Genomic DNA, 18,363 nt, shown 5'->3' on the forward strand with positions numbered 1-18,363 from the left:
GCGCTGGTGATTGGAGCATCGGCGGGCGTGGGACGCGCGCTATGCGAAGCACTTGCGGCGCGTGGTACGGCGCTGCTTCTGGTGGCACGCGATGCACAGGACCTTGATGCGCTCGCCGCCCATCTTCGATTGGTCCACGGCGTCGAGGTGCGAGGGGTCGCCACCGATGCCAGTGTCCCCTCGGTCTGTGTGGAGCAGATCGCAGCGGCCGCTTCGCAGTTCGGCCAGATCGATGGGCTTTATTTTCCGATTGGGGCATCGCAGCCGGATGACCTGGGGCTGTTGAACGCGCAGGACACCCTTCGGATAGTGAATTCCAACCTCACCGTCGTGATCGCAGTCACGGCGCACTTACTGCCGCAGCTTCTGCATCAAAAGCGAGCGCGCATTGTCGGTTTCGGTTCGATCGCCGCCGTTCGCGGCAGGAGAGCCAACGTGGTATATTCCGCTGCAAAACGGGGATTGGAGAGCTACTTTGAAAGTCTGCGCCATCTCACCGTCGGCAGCGGCGTGCTGGTTCAGTTCTTTCGACTTGGCTATGTCGAAACCCAGCAGTCGTTTGGCAAGCGTCTGCTTTTCCCCATCGTATCGCCTGCGCGAGTTGCAGATTATGTAATGGCGAACGCCGATAACGACATCGGATCGCGTTTTTTTCCGAGGTTTTGGGCGGGAGTCGCCCTCGCGATTTCGTGGCTACCCTGGCTAATTTTCAAAAAACTGAATTTCTAACGTAACGCGTTGAGCCGATCTGTTCTTATAGTTGCAAGAGAAGTGTCAAGCGACGTGCGGACTTAATCCCGTGGCGATATGAGGAAGGGACCCCTTGTTGTTTGCGAACTAAATTAAAGCAAGCCGCTCGCGAAGTGCGCCTTCGAGCGCCGCTTCCTCCTTGGCTTGAGCCAGACCGAGCTGTTGCGAAAAATCCTCACCTCCAAGGATTGTGCGCCGCCGCGGCCCTGGAATGCGGGACGGAGTAGAAGAAAATTGGTAACAGTCCGCAAATGGAGTCCATTCTGCTCAAGATCGCCGACACTTGGTATCGCCGCACCGTGCTGGTCAAGCTTTTCAGCTTTGCCTCGATTGGGGTTGTGAACGTTGCGGTTGACGTCGGCGCCTTTACGGCAGCCTTTCATGTTCTCCATCTGCCGCTGATCTTGTCGAATATTGTTGCATGGCTAATTGCCGTCACTGGCTCTTATGCCATGAATAGCAAGATCACCTTCGGCCGTGAAACCGGGGGCGTTTTGAATCTTGGAAAGTATCTTCGCTTTGCCGCGTCCGGCATCCTCGGCGTGACAGTTGCAACAACGGTACTGGTCGTGCTCTCGCAGTATTCCAATGTTCCCAGTGCCAAGCTCGCCTCAATTATCGCCGCGTTCGGGGTGAATTTTTGTATGTCACATTTCCTCGTTTTCCGGACCTCTGAACCTGAAATAGGGCGCATCTAAGCGGGTTGGCGCGGGGTGGCCAACGATTGTCTGGTTTGATTCCATGTAAGCAACCGCGCATAAACCGAAATCAACCAGCGCATTGCTATGAGCTGAGCCCCTAAAACTGGACCGTTTTTGGCTAGAGTTTTCCGCGCCAGATTCCCTGGCTGGGAGGAGCGGAGCACGATGAAGGCTTCGAAGTTTTCGGACGCTCAGAAGGCGTTTATTTTGAAGCAGGGCGCGGACGGTGTGCCGGTGGTCGATGTCTGCCGCAAGGCCGGGATCAGCCAGGCGACCTACTTCAACTGGAAGAAGAAATATGACGGCTTGCTGTCGACGCGATGCGGCGGCTGAAGCAGCTTGAGGACGAGAACAACAAGCTGAAGCGGATCGTGGCGGACCTGTCGCTGGACAAGGAGATGCTGCAGGACGTCATCCGCCAAAGCTCTATAGTTTCCCCAATAGGCAAATCATCAAACGATATGGCATCTGCGGAACAAAAGGTCATTGGCCTTTCCGCCGGGCCTGCCAAGATCGGTTCAGGCCAGCGGGTTTTCATTGCCGTTTTCTGGCTTGAAAGATTTTCGCCTCCGTGCCCACTAATCGGGCCGCCAATAGGCGCCGGGCCGGGGCTCAACTCGAGAAAGTCTAAGGCCGCTCGCCCAGGGTCCTCCGCGGTCGACCAAGCTTCGGACGAGGTGGCCTGACCTTGGGCTCAGTCGACGGCACGACCTCCAGCCTGACCCGGAAAGTCTCGAAGAGACTTAGGACGCGGCTTAGCTGCGGATCGACTGTTCCTCCGAAAGTCTTGTAGACTGTCGTTCGCAGGATCCCGAGTTCGAGCGCGAGCGAGCTGACGTTCTGCGATTTGACGACAGCGCTTAGCGCTCGGATGGCTTCGCGAGGATCGCTAAGTGTGAGGGCTTGGTCGAGACGCGCTGCGACGTCGTAGGGGATCCCGGCGATAGACGTTACCCGAGGCTTTACGTCCATGGCTTGGAACAGCTTTAGAACCCTGCCGAGCTGGGGATCGATTCTCCCGCCAAACGTTCTGTAGAGTGTGTCTCGTCGCAATCCGACGGCTCGCGCCAAGAACTGCACATTTTGAGCTCTCATGACCAACGCAAGCGCTGCCGTTGCTCGGCTGGTGTCATTTTCTTGAAATTCTTCAGTTAGATAGGCGGATATCGCCGCGGGACTATCGCGGAGATGATCTGCCAAAACTGCCTTCTTCTCAGCCAGCATCGCCAGAGCTTTGTCAGTAACTGTGGCAGCGGAGCTACAGTATTTTCAGCCGGTATGTCTACATTGCCTATCAGCAAGACATCGACCGCTGCCACTGGGGACTTTTTGAAATGAAGAAGATTTTGCTCGCTTTGACCGCAGTTGCGGCTATGACCGGTTCGGCTTCGGCCGCTGACCTGGCTGCCCGTCCCTACGTGAAAGCTCCGATGCCGGCGCCGGTTGCCAACTGGACCGGCTTCTACATCTTCGGCGGTGGCGGCGGTGGCCTCTCCGCGGCTGACCAACACATTAACGACACCGGAACGGGCACTCCGCTGACCATCGACCAGCGCCAGGGCGGTTCGGGCTGGTTCGGCACCGCCGGTCTCGGCTACGACTGGCAGTTCAACAGCACCTGGGTCGCCGGCGTGTTCGCCGACGGTCAGTTCGGCAGCATCCGCGCCACCATCCAGGATCCGATTTTCGACATCACCGGCACCCAGAAACTGGAAACCTCCTGGGCCGCGGGTATCCGTCTCGGCTGGCTGGCCGCCCCGAACGTTCTCACCTACGTCAACGGCGGTTACTCGGGTGCCCACTTCGGCCGCACAAACTTTATGGACTTGGCAGGTGTTGACGCTGGAGTTCATCTCAACGGCTACAACCGTAACGGCTGGTTTATCGGTGGCGGCGTCGAGAACAGCCTGAACTTCTTCGGCATCTCCTCGCCCGGCTGGTTCATGAAGACCGAGTATCGTTCGGCTTTCTACGACACTAAGAGCCAGACCCAGCTCGACAATGTCACCAACCTTCCGTTTGTGGGCGGGCACGATATCCGCGCCAACAGCTGGAACCAGACGATCTCGACCTCGCTGGTCTACCGCTTCAACTGGACCGGTCCGGTCGTCGCGAAGTACTAATCTGAACTGAATTCAACTTCAGACGTCAAAGCCCCGGTATCGCCGGGGCTTTTCTTTTGTCCTGAAAGCTGGTGCAACACGAAGTGCGATGAGAATCCAAGCAAACGCCTAGCGCTTTAATCTGCAAGGATATCGACCTGCAAATCACATTGAATGCTGAACTACACCTGCCCGGACATCCGCGACGGGGTCTTCGTTTGTGAAATGGCAAAACGCCGCATCAAGCTGCGCTCAGCACGAGTAATTCTTAATCTCTAACGGAGAGGGCGATCAGAAGCCCTAGACCGATGGCAGCACCAGAAAGGTTGAGCACGACGATTTGTCGCCAGCTCCGCCCATTGATTGGAGGTCGACATATCGACGGCCTTGATTGCCTCGAGTCTTGGCCGAGGTGTCTCTATGTTGAAGAGAACCGGCGGCTCGGCTTCGCCAACTCGGCTCGCGAACGAGCGAGGCCTCAACCGCCTCGGAGTTGCTGGTTCTTCGCAGTTTTCACATCTCGCTCCAAGTATCTTTGCATTGCCAGGCTGGTAACGTGAGCCTCCGATGAAATGAAGCCGTTTTCTGAGCCGGGGCAGATAAATCCATCTACAATGTGCCGCCCCACCATGCTAAAGCTCTGTAATAGGACCCAAGCCGATTTTTTTTGTACGAGGAGTTATCCTTGGCACCAACGGCTGATCGGAAGCTCACAGCAATCCTTGCAGCCGATGTTGCCGGCTACAGTCGATTAATGGCTGCCGATGAGCCGGCAACGATTGAAGCGCTTACCCGCCACCGTTCGATATTTGACTCGTTGATACAAGATCATAGGGGCCGCATAGCAAACACGGCGGGTGACAGCGTCATCGCCGACTTTCAGAGTGCGGCCGATGCAGTCAGCTGTGCAGTCTTAGCGCAAACGAGGCTCGCTGCTGAAAATGAACATGTCCCTGCGGATCGGCAGGTTCGATTTCGAATGGGCGTTCATTTGGGAGATGTTGTAGTTCAGGGGAACGATATACTCGGCGATGGGGTCAACATTGCTGCTCGTATCGAGGCCATGGCGCAAGCCGGCACAGTTCTCATATCAGGTCCTCTATATGACGTTGTAGACGGCAAGGTACCGTTCCAATTCGTCGACCTTGGTTTCAAGCAGCTGAAGAATATCGATCGACCTATTCGAACCTACCAGGTCTTGACGCAAGAAGGCCAAGGCGTGTCTGGTCGACTTTGGTCCGTCAGTACCGATCGTGGGCGTCCCTCTATCGCTGTCCTTCCTTTTGAAAATCTAACGGGCGATGCGGAGCAAGACTACTTCGCAGATGGTCTGGTTGAAGACATTATTACGGCCCTTTCGCATAATCCAATGTTGGTGGTGATCGCGCGTCATTCGAGCTTCGCCTACAAGGGACGCTCACCCAACATACAGCAAGTTGGTCGAGAACTCGGCGTCCGCTATGCCCTTGAAGGCAGTGTTCGCACGTGGGGGAGAAAGGTTCGGATCACAGGCCAGCTCAATGATACGGAAACAGGTGCTCACGTGTGGGCGGACCGTTTTGATGGTGTTGCGGAGGACGTTTTCGACCTGCAAGACACGATCACTGAGCGAGTAGTGGGCGCGCTCGATGGCGAGGTGCGTGCCTCAGAGATAAAGCGGCAAAGACGGAGAACAACGACCGACCTCACCGCATATGACTGTCTGGTTCGCGGACTCGGCTGCTTCTATGAGCACACGCCGGAGAGCACGGCGCAAGCGCTTGTTCACTTTCGGCGCACGATCGAGCTAGATCCCGCGTGTGCAGTCGCTTGGGGCTATGGTGGTGCGACACTACTGCTTAGACGCACATTAGGTTGTATCCAGAATATCGCCGAAAATGCGCGGGAATGCGTCGAGCATTGCGAGCAAGCCACGTTGCGAGGAAGTGACGACGCTGAAGCGCTAAGTCTATCGGCGCTTGTGCAGGTATGTCTCGGTCATGAACTCGCGAGAAGCACCGAACTAGCCGAAAGATCGATCGCGCTGAACTCCAATTCTCCGTTCAGTTGGTACGCCATCGGGCTAGCTAAGCTCGCGGCTGGGAATGCACCAGAAGCCGTCAAGGCAATCGGGCGAGGGATCCGATTGAATCCTCGCGATCCCGCCGGATATGCCTATCTTGGATCTTACGCTTTGGCGCAATTTGTGCTGAATGATTACGCGGAAGCCGTCAAACACTCTGAACGAGCGTTGGCTGTACGTCCAACTTGGGCGCCGGCCTTGCGGATCAAGGCTGCTTCGTTGGCCAAGTTGGGCATGATTGAACCGGCCAAGATAGCCTTGCTCCATGCCCGCAAAATCGATCCTCACGGCTCTAGCTCTCTTATGGCGAGAATGATCCAACTTCGACCGTGTGATCTCGAAAATTACATTGAAGCTCTCAAGCTCGCGGGTTTGGATGAGTAGTGGTGGGATCTTTGCGAACGCCTTCAGGCTCGATGCCAAATAGACGCAGTCACCAGGTCGGTTAAGGGGCAAGACCAGGACGCCGCGCGAGCGCTTGGCAAAGCCAGATCCTGCCTGCGCGCGCGATGTATTGAAATCAAGTGGTGATTGTCGGAAGATGTCGGGTACGTTCGGTGCAAGTTGAGCCAGTCAGTCGTATGCGTCCCGCAGTCTTTTTTGATCGCGACGGTGTCCTCAATGAGGATGATGGCTATACTTTTGACCCGAACAGGGTCCGGTGGGTAGAAGGAGCCCGGCAGGCCGTCAAAGCAGTCAATGACGCCGGATATTTCGCGTTCGTCGTGACGAACCAATCAGGGATTGCGAGAGGGTTTTACGAGGAGCGGGATGTTCTGGTCTTGCACCAATGGATGTCGCGTGAGTTCGCCATAGTCGGGGCTCATATCGATGCGTATGAATTTTGCCCACATCATCCCGATGGTCGGATAGCGCAGTACCGGGTCGTCTGTGGCTGCCGCAAGCCCCAACCTGGAATGATCAAAGCTCTGCTCACACGGTATCCGGTGAGCGTGAGCGATAGCTTCATGATAGGTGACAAGCAGAGCGATCTTGATGCTGCGAAAGCGGCCGGTATTAAGGCCTATATGTTTGATGGGGCAAACCTCCAATCCTTCATTACCCCGCTGCTGGCAAAGCGATGCCATTCTCATCTCACAACGAAAAAGAGCGAATAGCGGCAGGAATAACCAGGGGCCGCCACGTCCTCTCAGCAAGATTTTTTTCTCGTTGACCGAGGGGATGCGATCGGCCCTAGCGATGGCTACGCTGTAGCGAGGTCGTGATCTTCCGCAGCAACAGTCGGCGGTTCAGGTCGGCCTCGGGCGCCCGGCTGTGTACCTCCAGCCGCCTCTTTCCCAGAACTCCTCTCAGCCGGTCTGTTCTCGGGGGTCTGGAGCCGATCCCGGGTGTCGCCAGTGGCTCTCAACTCATCTGCTCTGTCCGAGCGGCTCCCATGATGGTACGTTGGAGCATGATCATCTTCAGGAATCCACGAGCCGCCTTGACGTTGATGGGCATCTGGGCTGGTTTCGCGCTTATGCTGTGGCTACTTGCGAAGCTTTGGCCGGTTTTGCTTGTTCTCGGGGGTTGACCTCTCTGCGGCGCGCGGGGGCACAATTTGATCACGTCTCCAAAGCCACCATCTTTTCGTCGCTGCTGTTCGAGCTCGCTGATCGCACGCGGCTTCGCGCGATCGAGGTCATCCCCCGATTTGCTGCTCGTGCAGCAGTCCGGGCTGGACGAGGACCCGGTCGGTCTGCAAATGTTTGCGCTGTCCGCGGCCCAGAATGCCCTGATCCGCTCTGACTCTTCAGTGCTGAAACACCTTGTTTTCAGGCCGCTTCTCTGCGTGATTGACGCCGAGCGCGGCTCAAGCGCTGGGCTTTCCCTGCAGAATTCCCTGTAAGTAGGGAAGTGGACTTTCAGGTTCTACCGCTCGTCCGCGATCACCTTGCCGTCGTTCGGCAGCGCGCCCGGGCTGACCAGCTCGACATTGCCGCCGAGTTTCGTCACCGCGCGCAAGGTGCCTGCAATTTCCTCGCGCAGGGCGTCGCTCGCGGCCGCAGTTTCCGCGCGCAGCGTCATGGCATCGGCCTCGCCCTGGCGCATGACGACGAGGCGCAGGCGGCCGAGCGCGGCATGGCGTTTGCCGATCTCGGCGACCTGCTCGGGGCGGACGAACATGCCCTTGACCTTGGTGGTCTGGTCGGCGCGGCCCATCCAGCCCTTGATGCGCATGTTGGTGCGGCCGCATTTGCTCGGGCCCGGCAGCGCTGCCGTGAGGTCGCCGAGCGCGAGACGAATCCAGGGATGGTGCGGATCGAGCGAGGTCACCACGATCTCGCCGACGTCGCCCGGCGCGACGGGATCGCCGGTGCCGGGTTTGACGATCTCCATGATCAGATCCTCGTTCACGACCATGCCCTCACGCGCCTCGGTCTCGAAGGCAATGAGGCCGAGGTCGGCGGTGCCGAAGGCCTGGTAGGCGTCGATACCGCGTGCCTTGATTTCAGCCTGGAGCGAGGGCGGGAAGGCCGCACCCGAGACCAGCGCGCGCTTGATCGATGAGACGTCGCGCCCCGAGCTTGCTGCGGCATCGAGCAATATCTTCAGGAAGTCGGGCGTGCCGCTGTAGCCGACAGGACGGTAGGCCTCGATCAGCTCGAACTGCTGCTCGGTGTTGCCAGGCCCGGCCGGGATCACGGCGCAGCCGAGCGCGCGCGCCGAGGCGTCGAAGATGAAGCCGCCGGGGGTGAGGTGGTAGCTGAAGGTGTTGAGCACGATGTCATCGGGGCGGAACCCGGCCGCGAACAGCGCCCGCGCACCGCGCCAGGGATCGGCCTGCCGCCCTTCAGGCTCGAAGATCGGACCGGGAGAGGTGAACAGGCGGGCGAACGATCCCGGGGCTGTCGGCACGAAGCCGCCGAAGGGCGCTGAGGCCTTGTGCAGGGCCGGCAGCTCCGACTTGCGCAGCACCGGCAGGCCCGCCAGCGCCGCCCTGGAGGTCACGGCGGCCGAATCTATGCCCTTCAGCCGCTCGGCGTAGGCGGACGCGGCTATCGCGCCGCGCAGGACGTCCGGCAGGCGGGAGAACAGCTCCGCCTCGCGCACGGCCGGTTCACGCGTCTCGCGGGCGTCGTAATGGGAGGTCATGGCTGGTCTTTCCGGGTTGGCATCCGTTGCACGCCGCCGCCGGCATGGGTATCAGACGGCCAAGGTCGAGGCGTGGAGAGGACGCGATGGCGGACGAAGGCATCATTGCGGCGGACGAGGCGGCGGACGTCGTCGCGCGCCTGAAGCGCCGCATGATCGACGAGGCGCTGCCGCTGTGGTCGTCCGTCGGCTGGGACGATGCGGCAGGCGGTTTCATCGACCGGCTGCAGCTTGACGGCACGGCCGACGCGGCCGCGCCGCGGCGCGTGTTCGTGCAGGCGCGCCAGATCTGGTGCTACGCCAAGGCGGCGCAGATGGGCTGGTATCCTGAGGGGCGCGCCATCGCACTGAAGGGACTGGAGCATCTGCTCAGCAAAGCGAAGGCGCCCGACGGCCGGCCCGGCTATGTGCACCGGCTGACGCCGGACGGCGCCGTGCTGGACGGCCGGCGCGATGCCTACGACCACGCCTTCATCCTGTTTGCGCTCGCGGCCGTCTACGGGCTCGACCAGGATGCGCAAATTCGCGCCGAGATCGACGCGCTGCTCGCCTTCGTCGACGGCGATCTGCGTTCGCCGCATGGCGGCGTGCATGAAAGCTTGCCGGTCTCGCTGCCGCGCCGGCAGAACCCGCACATGCATCTGTTCGAGGCGATGATCGCATGCTTCGATGCGACCCACGATCTGTCGTTCCAGAATCGCGCCGGCGAGTTCTTCGCGCTGTTCCTCGCCAACCTCTACGACAAGCAGAAGCGCATCCTGACGGAGTATTTCGAGGAGGACTGGTCGAAGATCGAGCCGGTCAGCGTCGAGCCGGGCCATCAGGCCGAATGGGTCTGGCTGCTGAAGGGGTTTGAACGCATCACGGGCTGCCCGACCGGCCAGCGCCGCGCCGAGCTGCTCGCGACCGCGTTGCGCTATCGCGACGAGGCCACGGGGTGTCTGGTCGACGAGGGCGATGCCAGCGGCAACATCCGTCGCAGCACGCGCCGGCTGTGGCCACAGACCGAGATGGCGAAGGCGTGGATTGCGCAGGCCGAGTCCGGCGAGGCCGGCGCGGCCGACGAGGCGCGCGCGGCGCTGGTGCGGCTCGAACGGCATTATCTCAGCCATCCCGTGAAGGGCGGCTGGTACGACCAGTTCGATCGCGACGGCAAATCGCTGGTCGACACCATTCCTGCGTCGTCGTTCTATCATGTTCTCTGCGCAGTCACGGAAGCGGAGCAGGTGCTGAGCTGAGACTCTGTTTCTTTGACGCGTTTTCTTCACGCAAACCGGTTCCCACTTCGCTCGAAAACGCTATGCCTAAAGCCACCGTTTGCGCCGCTTGAAACTCTTGAGGTTCTTGAAGCTCTTGCGCTGATCGCCGGCGCCGCCGAGGTAGAACTCCTTGACGTCCTCATTGTCGCGCAGCTCGTCCGCGGTGCCGTCGAGCACGACCTTGCCCTGCTCCATGATGTAGCCGTGGCTTGCCACGGACAGCGCGGCGCGGGCGTTCTGCTCGACCAGCAGGATGGTGACGCCGAGGTCGCGGTTGATCTTCTGGATGATCGAGAACACCTCTTTCACCAGCAGCGGCGACAGGCCCATCGAAGGCTCGTCCATCAGGATCATCTTCGGGCGCGCCATCAGCGCGCGGCCGATCGCAAGCATCTGCTGCTCGCCGCCGGAGAGATAGCCGGCAAGGCCGGTGCGCTCCTTCAGGCGTGGGAAATAGTTGAACACCATGTCGAGATCGGCATCGACCTCGCGATCCCTGCGGGTGAAGGCGCCGAGCTTGAGGTTTTCGAGCGACGTCATGTCGGCGACGATGCGACGGCCCTCCATCACCTGGAAGATGCCGCGACGCACGATCTTGTCGGGATCGATGCCGGCGATGGCGGAGCCCTCGAACAGGATCTCGCCACGCGTGACCTCGCCGTCCTCGGTCTTGAGCAGCCCCGAGATCGCCTTCAGCGTCGTCGACTTGCCGGCGCCGTTGGCGCCCAACAACGCCACGATCGCGCCCTTGGGCACGTCGAGGCTGAGGCCGCGCAGCACAAGGATGACGTCGTCATAGACGACCTCGATGTTGCGGACGCTGAGGAGCGCGGCGGGCGCCACGGCGGTGGGAGTGGGGCGGGTTGCTTCAATGGTTTGGGACATGCGTCTTCATTCTCCGCTGTCGTCACCCGCGAAGGCGGGTGACCCAGTATTCCAGAGACGCCTGAGATTCACGGAGAAGCCGCGGCGTGCTGGATCCCCCGCCTTCGCGGGGGATGACAGTTGTGTGTGGGACGATGGTGGCGCTCACCACCCCAGCAGTTCCGGCTTGCGCGGCAGCTCGACGGTCTTGACCTTCTCGAGCTTGATCGTGCCCTTGGCCATGAGGTCGTTGAGGTCGCCGTCGGTCGCGCCCGAGATCTTGGTGCGATAGAGGTCGACCTTCAGCGTGCCGCGGTGGTCCTTGTCGGTCCAGGTCGAGGCATTGCAGACGCCTTCCATGCCAGCCGGCACCCAGTCCTTCTTCTGGTAGAAGCCCTTGGCGACGTTGTCGCCGGTGGCGCCGCCGTTCTTGACGGCCCAGTCGAGCGCTTCCTTCATGTAGAGCGCCGAGCAGACCGCCGCGACGTAATGCACCGGGCGATAGACCTTGCCGGTGGGGTCGGACATCTTCGAGATCTCCATCACCGTCTTCATGCCGGGCGCATCGCCGCCCCAGCTCACAGCGGTGCGCAGCGGGAAGATCACGCCGTTGGCGGCATCGCCGGCGGTCTTGGCGGCGTTCTCGTCCATGCCCCAGACATTGCCGAGGAACTGGATCTCGACGCCGGCGGTCTTGCAGGCCTTCATCACCGAGATGTTGGAAGCGGCGGTGTTGCCGAGATAAGCGTAGTTGGCGCCCGAGGATTTCAGGCTCAGGCACTGCGCGCTGTAGTCACCCGGGGCGAGCGCGAACACCAGCGGCGGCAGCACCTCGAAGCCGAGCTCCTGCGCCATGGCCTCGCCTGCGGCCTTCGGCGCGTTCGGATAGGGGTGGTTGGCGCCCATGTGCACGAACTTCGGCTTGCCGGCCTTGCCCTTGGCCTTCCAGTCCTCGGCCGCCCACATCAGCATCGCGCGCAGCGAGTCCGAATAGCTCGGGCCGTAGAAGAAATTGTAGGGCGCGGGCTTGGCCTTGCCGCTGACGCCTTCGGGATCGGTGAGGGCTGCTGCATAGGAGCCGGAGAGGTCGGGGATCTTGTCCTGGGCGAGGAAGCCGGTCAGCGCTTCGGTGTCCGCGGTGCCCCAGCCCATGATCGCGGCGACCTTGGAGTCCGGCGCCGACCATTTCTTGTAGAGCGCGATCGCGCGCGGCACCTGGTAGCCGTAGTCGTTGGTATCGACATTGAGCTGCTTGCCGCCGACGCCGCCGTTCTTGTTGACCCAGGCGAAAGTGTCGGCGACGGCCTGGCCGTAGGGCGTGCCGACGTCGGAGGTGCCGCCGGAATAATCGGCGAGATGGCCGATCGCGATCTGCGCCTGCGCGCCGGCCGAGAATGCGGCGATTACCAGCGCGAGCGATGCAGTGCTCAAAAGGGATTTTGTCTTCATTGGTTGCCTCCTCCTGTTTTTTCGTTGGTTAGAGAGTTGCCCGCGCTCAATGCGAGAACGGGTAGAGTTTCCAGTAGGCCTTGATCTGCCGCCAGCGATGCGCGAGCCCGTCCGGCTCGAACATCAGGAACGCGATGATGATCACCCCGATTGCGATCTCGCGCAGGAAGGTGATGTTGGTGTTGAGCGACAGTGCCTTGTCGATTGCGCCGCCCTTGAGATAGTGGCTGATGAATTCCATCGCCTCCGGCAGCAGCACCACGAAAGCGGTGCCCATCAGCGTGCCCATGATCGAGCCGGTGCCGCCGATGATGATCATGGCGAGGAACAGGATCGAGCGCTCGATGCCGAAACCCTCCTGCGAGACCACGAGTTGGTAATGCGCATAGAGCGCGCCGGCGATGCCGGCGAAGAAGGCGGCGAGGCCGAACGACAGCGTGCGGTATTTGGTGAGGTTGATGCCCATGATCTCGGCGGAGAGATAATGGTCGCGGATCGCCACCAATGCGCGGCCGTCGCGCGTGCGCATCAGATTGGTGACGAGGACGTAGCTCGCCAGCACATAGGCCAGCACGACGTAGAAATACTGCTTGTCGCCGCGCAAGGTGAAGCCGAAGATCGAGAACGGATTGGCGCTGGCCGGCACCGAGCCGCCGGTGAACCACTCCGCGCGGGAGAAGAAGTCGAGCAGGATGTATTGCGCCGCCAGCGTCGCGATGACGAGGTAGAGCCCCTTCAGTCGCGCCGCCGGGATGCCGAAGATCAGCCCGACCAGCGCGGTGACGACGCCCGCGAGCGGGATCGCGAAGAACACCGGGATCGCCGCCTTGTTGGAGATGTAGGCCGAGGTGAAGGCGCCAAGCAGGAAAAAGGCGGCATGACCGATCGAGATCTGGCCGGTGAAGCCGACCAGGATGTTGAGGCCGAGCGCCGCGATCGAGAAGATGCCGATCTGGATCAGGATGCTGAGCCAGTACCCGCCAAGGAATTGCGGCACGAGGCAGAGCAACAGCACGCCGATGATCGCAAAGTTGCGGCTGGTCGTCGTCGGGAAGATCGTGGTGTCCGCCGCGTAGGAGGTGCGGAAATCACCAGCAGGGATGAGGGCAGGGCCGGCCATGGATCAGATCCGCTCGATGTCGTGGGTGCCGAACAGGCCGTAGGGCTTGATCATCAGCACGATGATGAGGACGTAGAACGGTGCGATCTCGTAGAGATTGCCCCAGTGCAGATACTCGCTGTCGACATACTGTGCGATGTTCTCGAGCAAGCCGATGATGATGCCGCCGAGCACGGCGCCGCCGACGGAATCGAGCCCGCCGAGGATCGCCGCCGGGAACACCTTGATGCCGTAGGCGGCGAGGCCTGAGGACACGCCGTTGACGACGGCGACCACCACGCCCGCGACCGCCGACACCGTCGCGGAGATCGCCCAGGCCATCGCGAACACGCTCTTGACGGAGATGCCGAGCGATTGCGCGACCTGCTGGTTGAACGCGGTGGCGCGCATGGCGAGGCCGTACTTGGAGGCGCGGAAGAACCAGGCCATGCCGATCATCATCGCGACCGAGACCACCAGGCTCATGACATAGACGGTCTGGATCTGAAGCCCGAACAGGCTGACCGACTGGCTCTCGAACACGCGCGGGAACGGTTGCGGGTTGACGCCGAACATCCATTTCAGCGTGGCCTGGAGCACGGTCGAGAGGCCGATCGTCACCATGATCACCGAGATGATGGGTTCACCGATCATCGGTCTCAGGATCAGCACCTGGATCGCGATGCCGAATACGAACATGAACACCAGCGTCATCGGCATGCCGATCCAGAACGGCACCTGGTACTTCGCAAGCAGCGCCCAGCACACCCAGGCGCCGACCAGCAGCAGTTCGCCTTGCGCGAAGTTGACGACCTGCGTCGCCTTGTAGATCAGCACGAACGACATCGCGACCACGCCATAGAGCGTGCCGACCACGAGGCCGTTGACCAGGAGCTGGATGAGGAAGGCGGTGTTCATGTCGATGTCCGCGCAAAATGCAGAAGCGATGACGGTACGCCCTCTCCCCCTGCGGGAGAGGGTGGCTTCGCGAAGCGAAGCCGGGTGAGGGGTTCTCTCGGCAGCGACGGTGCGGAGAGAGGACCCCTCACCCGAGGGAGGGGGTGGCGAACGGCGGAGATGCCCTCTCCCTCAAGGGGAGAGGGCGCATCGGCCGGCATCGCGGTCTCGGTTCGAAGCAGGCTCACTCCGCGGCCTCCGCCATATGCCCATGCCCGCCCAGATCCACCACGCGCAGCGTCGTTCGCACGCGCTGCGTGGTGCCGTCCTGGAAGCGGATCACGGTGTCGACGGGGATGTCGGCGTCGCCGCGGTAGATCGCGTTGATGATGCCTTCGTATTTCTCGTTGATGACGCTGCGGCGCACCTTTCGGGTGCGGGTGAGCTCGCCGTCGTCGGCGTCCAGCTCCTTGTAGAGCAGCAGGAAGCGCGAGATGCGTTGCGCCGGCGGCAATGTGGCGTTGACGGTCTCGACTTCCTTCTTGAGTAGCGCGTAGACCTCCGGCCGTGAAGCTAGGTCGCTGTAGGTCGTGAACGAGAGGCGGCTCTTCTCCGCCCATTTCGAGATGATGGAGTAACGGATGCAGATCATCGCCGCGAGCGTGTCGCGGCCGGCCCCTAACACCACGGCTTCGGCGATATAGGGCGAGAACTTCAGCTTGTTCTCGATGAACTGCGGCGAGAAGCGCTCGCCGCGCGAGGTCTCGGCCAGGTCCTTGATGCGGTCGATGACGACGAGCTGGCGGTTCGCGTTGAAGTAGCCGGCGTCACCGGACAGCATCCAGCCGTCCTTGATGTCGGCGACGCTCGCCTCGGGGTTCTTGTAGTAGCCGAGGAACATGTTGGGATGCCGCACCACGATCTCGCCGACGCCGTGGACGTCGGCATTGTCGATGCGGATCTCCACGCTGTCGGCCATCGGCACGCCTGTCGTGTCGGGGTCGACCTTGCCCTCGGGATGCAGCGTGTAGGCCCCTAACAGTTCGGTCTGGCCGTAGAGCGTGCGCAGCGGCACGCCCATGGCCTGGAAGAACTTGAAGGTATCAGGGCCGAGCGCTGCGCCGCCGGTCGCGGCTGAACGCAGACGGGTAAAGCCGAGACGATCGCGGAGCGCACGGAACAGGATTGCGTCGGCAAAGCTCGAACGTTTGCCGTCTGCGAGCGCGGCGAGGCCGCTTTTCATGCCGACGTCGAACAGGCGTTGCTTGAAAGGCGTTGCGTCCATCACCTTGGCGCGGACGTCGGCGGCGATGGATTCCCAGACGCGCGGCGCAAACAGCACGAACGTCGGCGCGATTTCGCGCAGATCGTTCATCATCGTATCAGGCTCTTCGACGAAGTTGATCTTCATCCGGCACAAGAGGCCTTTGCCGAGCACATAGACCTGCTCCATGATCCACGGTAGCGGCAGCACGGAGACGTATTCGTCGTCCGGCCCCTTCGGATCGAAGGCGAGATAGGTCGCGCAATGGCCGAGCACGCGGCCGGCGGCGAGCATGGCGAGCTTCGGGTGCGAGGTGGTGCCCGACGTGGTGCAGAGAATTGCGACATCCTCGCCCTTGGTGGCATCGACGAGGCGATCGTAGAGCTTCGGCTCACGCGTGGCGCGGCCGCGGCCGAGTTCGGCGAACGCTTCCGCCGACATCAGTCTGGGATCGTCGTATTTCCGCATGCCGCGCGGATCGGAATAGATGATGTGCTTCAGCCGCGGGACCCGCTCGGCAAGCACGAGCAGCTTGTCGACCTGCTCTTCGTCCTCGGCGAAAACGACCTGCGCCTCGCCATAGTTGAGGAGGTAGGAGGCTTCCTCGTCCAGCACGTCGCGATAGAGGCCGAGGCTCAATCCACCGATGGCGTGGGTCGCCACTTCCGCCGCGACCCAGTCCGGCCGGTTGTCGCCGATGATGCCGATGACGTCCTCGCGCCCCAAGCCCAATTCGATGAGGCCGAGCGCAAAGTCGCGTACGCGGGTGTGGTAGTCATTCCAGGTGAAGACGCGCCAGAGCCCGAGATCCTTTTCGCGCAACGCGATCTCGTTGCCGTGCTCCCTGGCATTGAGCCGCAGCATCTTCGGATAGGTGTCGGCCTGCGCGACGCGGCCCGCGTAATCCATCATGCCGCACTCTCCTGCGCCGGCGGAGCATCGTCCGGATCGACCAGCACCTCGTCCTCCTCGCCGAGATAGGCGCGCCTGACGTGGGGATCGGCGAGCACGGCGGCCGGATCGCCCTCGGCGATCTTGCGGCCGAAATCGAGCACCATGACGCGGTGGGAGATGTCCATCACCACGCCCATGTCGTGCTCGATCATCACCACCGTCATCCCGAACTCCTCGTTGAGGTCGACGATGTAGCGGGCCATGTCCTCCTTCTCCTCGAAGTTCATGCCGGCCATCGGCTCGTCGAGGAGAATGAGGCGCGGCTCCAGCGCCATGGCACGGGCGAGCTCGACGCGTTTGCGCAGGCCGTAGGAGAGGGTGCCGGCTTGCGCCTTTCGCACCGACTGGAGATCGAGGAAGTCGATGATCTCCTCGACCTTGCGGCGGTGCTCGAGTTCTTCCTTGCGCGCGCCGGTGAGCCAGTACAGCGATCCCGTGAGGAAATTGTTCTTCAGGAGGTGATGGCGCCCGACCATGATGTTGTCGAGCACGCTCATGTGGTGGAACAGGGCCAGATTCTGGAAGGTGCGGCCGATGCCGAGCGTGGGGCGCGCGTTCGGCGTCAGCCCTGTGATGTCGCGGCCCCGGTAGAACAGCTGGCCCTCGGTCGGCTTGTAGCGACCGGAAATACAATTCACGATCGAAGTCTTGCCGGCGCCGTTGGGGCCGATGATCGAGAACAGCTCGCCGTCATTGATGGCAAAGCTGACATCGGTCAGCGCACGGACGCCGCCGAATCGCAAGGACACGCCGCGCACTTCGAGACTGGTAGCCACCAAACAAATCCCTCCCGGTGATGGCGCATTCAGCGGCGCTCTTCGTCCGTTCCTGTCGGGCGATCCTAGTACGGCCGTGCCGGTGAGGCCATGCAGCTATTGGTCTCGACCGGCGCCGCGCCACTCTTGCTCCCGATCGGGATCAAAAGCCGCATCGCCCAAGGTGGTCCTCAATAGGGGAAAGCGCTATTTTGAAATGTCTCCGGCCTGACAATTCTGCGACAAAGTTTTTTCGGGCGGGAGTGGCCTTCATCTTTCGTCGGATGGTGGTCGAAGCGATCGTGTTGCAGTGCAACAGAGAGATTGGGTAGCGAACGGTGCGGCTGGCTTCGGCATCATGATTTCAGAGGATCAACTGAAGCGGATCGCGGCCTGGTCGCGCGAGCTCACGGACGCGGAGATCGAGGTCGCCCGTACCGGAATCACGGAACGGTCCTACCGCACCGGCGAGACCGTGTTCATGCGCGGCGATACGTTCAGCTATTGGGCGGGCATGGTGAGCGGCCTGGCACGGATGGGCGGGGTCTCGCGCGACGGCAAGGAGACGAGCCTTGCGGGGCTGACGGCCGGAGCCTGGTTCGGCGAGGGCAGCGTGCTCAAGAACGAGCCGCGCCGCTACGACGTGGTCGCGCTGCGCGACAGCCGCGTCGCGCTGATGGAACGCAGCGCCTTCATGTGGCTGTTCGAGAACAGCGTCGGCTTCAACCGCTTCCTGGTGCGCCAGCTCAACGAGCGGCTCGGCCAGTTCATCGGCATGCTCGAGGTCAACCGCACGCTGGATGCCACCGCACGCCTCGCGCGCAGCATCGCCTCGCTGTTCAATCCGATCCTCTATCCCGAATCCACCGCGCATCTGGAGATCACCCAGGAGGAGATCGGGGCGCTCTCCGGCATGTCCCGGCAGAACGCCAACCGCGCGCTGAACCGGCTGGAGAAGGAGGGGCTGCTGCGGCTCGAATATGGCGGCGTCACCATTCTCGATGTCGAGCGGCTGCGTGGCTACGGGGATTAGCGCGTACTCATCTGTGGACGCCCCGCCAGATGCAAGCGGTTTTTGAGGAAGATTGGCACGTAGTCGGATGCTGCCATC

At 61.6% G+C, this 18,363-nt stretch carries 16 protein-coding genes and 1 pseudogene; 9 read left to right on the top strand and 8 right to left on the bottom strand.

Annotated elements, in window-relative coordinates; all coding sequences use genetic code 11:
• Positions 1-6 precede the first annotated feature (6 nt).
• From AC5ZFO_RS33870 to AC5ZFO_RS33880, 3 genes and pseudogenes are all read left to right on the top strand, one after another.
• Complete coding sequence (locus AC5ZFO_RS33870) at positions 7-729, top strand: SDR family NAD(P)-dependent oxidoreductase (protein ID WP_496123100.1); 723 nt, start codon at positions 7-9, stop codon at positions 727-729.
• A gap of 272 nt (positions 730-1,001) precedes the next feature.
• Positions 1,002-1,448 carry a GtrA family protein gene (locus AC5ZFO_RS33875; protein ID WP_496123101.1) on the top strand — a complete coding sequence of 149 codons (447 nt, stop codon included), beginning with the start codon at positions 1,002-1,004 and terminating at the stop codon, positions 1,446-1,448.
• A gap of 168 nt (positions 1,449-1,616) precedes the next feature.
• Positions 1,617-1,882: pseudogene (locus tag AC5ZFO_RS33880) on the top strand (transposase); the annotation flags it as partial.
• Between the two features lie 196 nt (positions 1,883-2,078).
• On the opposite strand, the gene AC5ZFO_RS33885 reads toward AC5ZFO_RS33880, so the two are convergent.
• Positions 2,079-2,675, bottom strand: a complete 597-nt coding sequence (locus tag AC5ZFO_RS33885) for a transcriptional regulator (protein ID WP_496123102.1) — start codon at positions 2,673-2,675, stop codon at positions 2,079-2,081.
• A 110-nt stretch (positions 2,676-2,785) separates the two neighbouring features.
• On the opposite strand from AC5ZFO_RS33885, the gene AC5ZFO_RS33890 reads away from it, so the two are divergent.
• The 4 genes from AC5ZFO_RS33890 (at position 2,786) to AC5ZFO_RS33905 (ending at position 7,464) form a co-directional block, all read left to right on the top strand.
• Positions 2,786-3,574, top strand: a complete 789-nt coding sequence (locus AC5ZFO_RS33890; RefSeq protein ID WP_496123103.1) for an outer membrane protein — start codon at positions 2,786-2,788, stop codon at positions 3,572-3,574.
• Between the two features lie 664 nt (positions 3,575-4,238).
• On the top strand, positions 4,239-5,999 hold the full coding sequence (locus AC5ZFO_RS33895) for an adenylate/guanylate cyclase domain-containing protein (RefSeq protein WP_496123104.1): 1,761 nt from the start codon (positions 4,239-4,241) through the stop codon (positions 5,997-5,999).
• Between the two features lie 197 nt (positions 6,000-6,196).
• Positions 6,197-6,733, top strand: a complete 537-nt coding sequence (locus AC5ZFO_RS33900; RefSeq protein WP_496123105.1) for a D-glycero-alpha-D-manno-heptose-1,7-bisphosphate 7-phosphatase — start codon at positions 6,197-6,199, stop codon at positions 6,731-6,733.
• Between the two features lie 536 nt (positions 6,734-7,269).
• Entirely contained in the window at positions 7,270-7,464 is a 195-nt protein-coding gene (locus tag AC5ZFO_RS33905; RefSeq protein WP_496123106.1) for a hypothetical protein, read from the top strand.
• A 23-nt stretch (positions 7,465-7,487) separates the two neighbouring features.
• Here the strand turns inward: AC5ZFO_RS33905 and AC5ZFO_RS33910 are convergent, their stop codons facing one another.
• On the bottom strand, positions 7,488-8,711 hold the full coding sequence (locus tag AC5ZFO_RS33910) for a phenylacetate--CoA ligase family protein (RefSeq protein WP_496123107.1): 1,224 nt from the start codon (positions 8,709-8,711) through the stop codon (positions 7,488-7,490).
• Positions 8,712-8,797: 86 nt separating this feature from the next.
• Between AC5ZFO_RS33910 and AC5ZFO_RS33915 the strand changes: the two genes are divergently transcribed.
• Entirely contained in the window at positions 8,798-9,949 is a 1,152-nt protein-coding gene (locus AC5ZFO_RS33915; protein WP_496123108.1) for an AGE family epimerase/isomerase, read from the top strand.
• A gap of 66 nt (positions 9,950-10,015) precedes the next feature.
• On the opposite strand, the gene AC5ZFO_RS33920 is transcribed toward AC5ZFO_RS33915, so the two are convergent.
• The 6 genes from AC5ZFO_RS33920 to AC5ZFO_RS33945 all read right to left on the bottom strand — a co-directional run bounded on the left by AC5ZFO_RS33920 (position 10,016) and on the right by AC5ZFO_RS33945 (position 17,273).
• Positions 10,016-10,855 (bottom strand): ABC transporter ATP-binding protein, encoded by an 840-nt coding sequence (locus tag AC5ZFO_RS33920; protein ID WP_496123109.1) that lies wholly within the window; start codon positions 10,853-10,855, stop codon positions 10,016-10,018.
• A gap of 144 nt (positions 10,856-10,999) precedes the next feature.
• The gene (locus AC5ZFO_RS33925) at positions 11,000-12,283 is read right to left on the bottom strand and encodes an ABC transporter substrate-binding protein (RefSeq protein WP_496123110.1); all 1,284 of its coding nucleotides are present in this window, start codon (positions 12,281-12,283) and stop codon (positions 11,000-11,002) included.
• 46 nt (positions 12,284-12,329) lie between these two features.
• On the bottom strand, positions 12,330-13,403 hold the full coding sequence (locus AC5ZFO_RS33930) for a branched-chain amino acid ABC transporter permease (protein WP_496123111.1): 1,074 nt from the start codon (positions 13,401-13,403) through the stop codon (positions 12,330-12,332).
• 3 nt (positions 13,404-13,406) lie between these two features.
• A complete protein-coding gene (locus AC5ZFO_RS33935) occupies positions 13,407-14,300 on the bottom strand; it encodes a branched-chain amino acid ABC transporter permease (protein ID WP_027545085.1) in 894 nt (297 codons plus the stop codon).
• Positions 14,301-14,523: 223 nt separating this feature from the next.
• A complete protein-coding gene (locus AC5ZFO_RS33940; protein ID WP_496123112.1) occupies positions 14,524-16,455 on the bottom strand; it encodes a long-chain fatty acid--CoA ligase in 1,932 nt (643 codons plus the stop codon).
• The gene (locus tag AC5ZFO_RS33945) at positions 16,452-17,273 is read right to left on the bottom strand and encodes an ABC transporter ATP-binding protein (RefSeq protein WP_014493868.1); all 822 of its coding nucleotides are present in this window, start codon (positions 17,271-17,273) and stop codon (positions 16,452-16,454) included. Before AC5ZFO_RS33945 ends, AC5ZFO_RS33940 begins: the two co-directional genes overlap by 4 nt.
• Before the next feature lie 337 nt (positions 17,274-17,610).
• On the opposite strand from AC5ZFO_RS33945, the gene AC5ZFO_RS33950 reads away from it, so the two are divergent.
• Positions 17,611-18,285, top strand: coding sequence for a Crp/Fnr family transcriptional regulator (locus tag AC5ZFO_RS33950; RefSeq protein ID WP_496123113.1), 675 nt, complete (start codon positions 17,611-17,613; stop codon positions 18,283-18,285).
• Positions 18,286-18,363: the final 78 nt, after the last annotated feature.

Source organism: Bradyrhizobium sp. Unk1 (genome assembly GCF_059512345.1).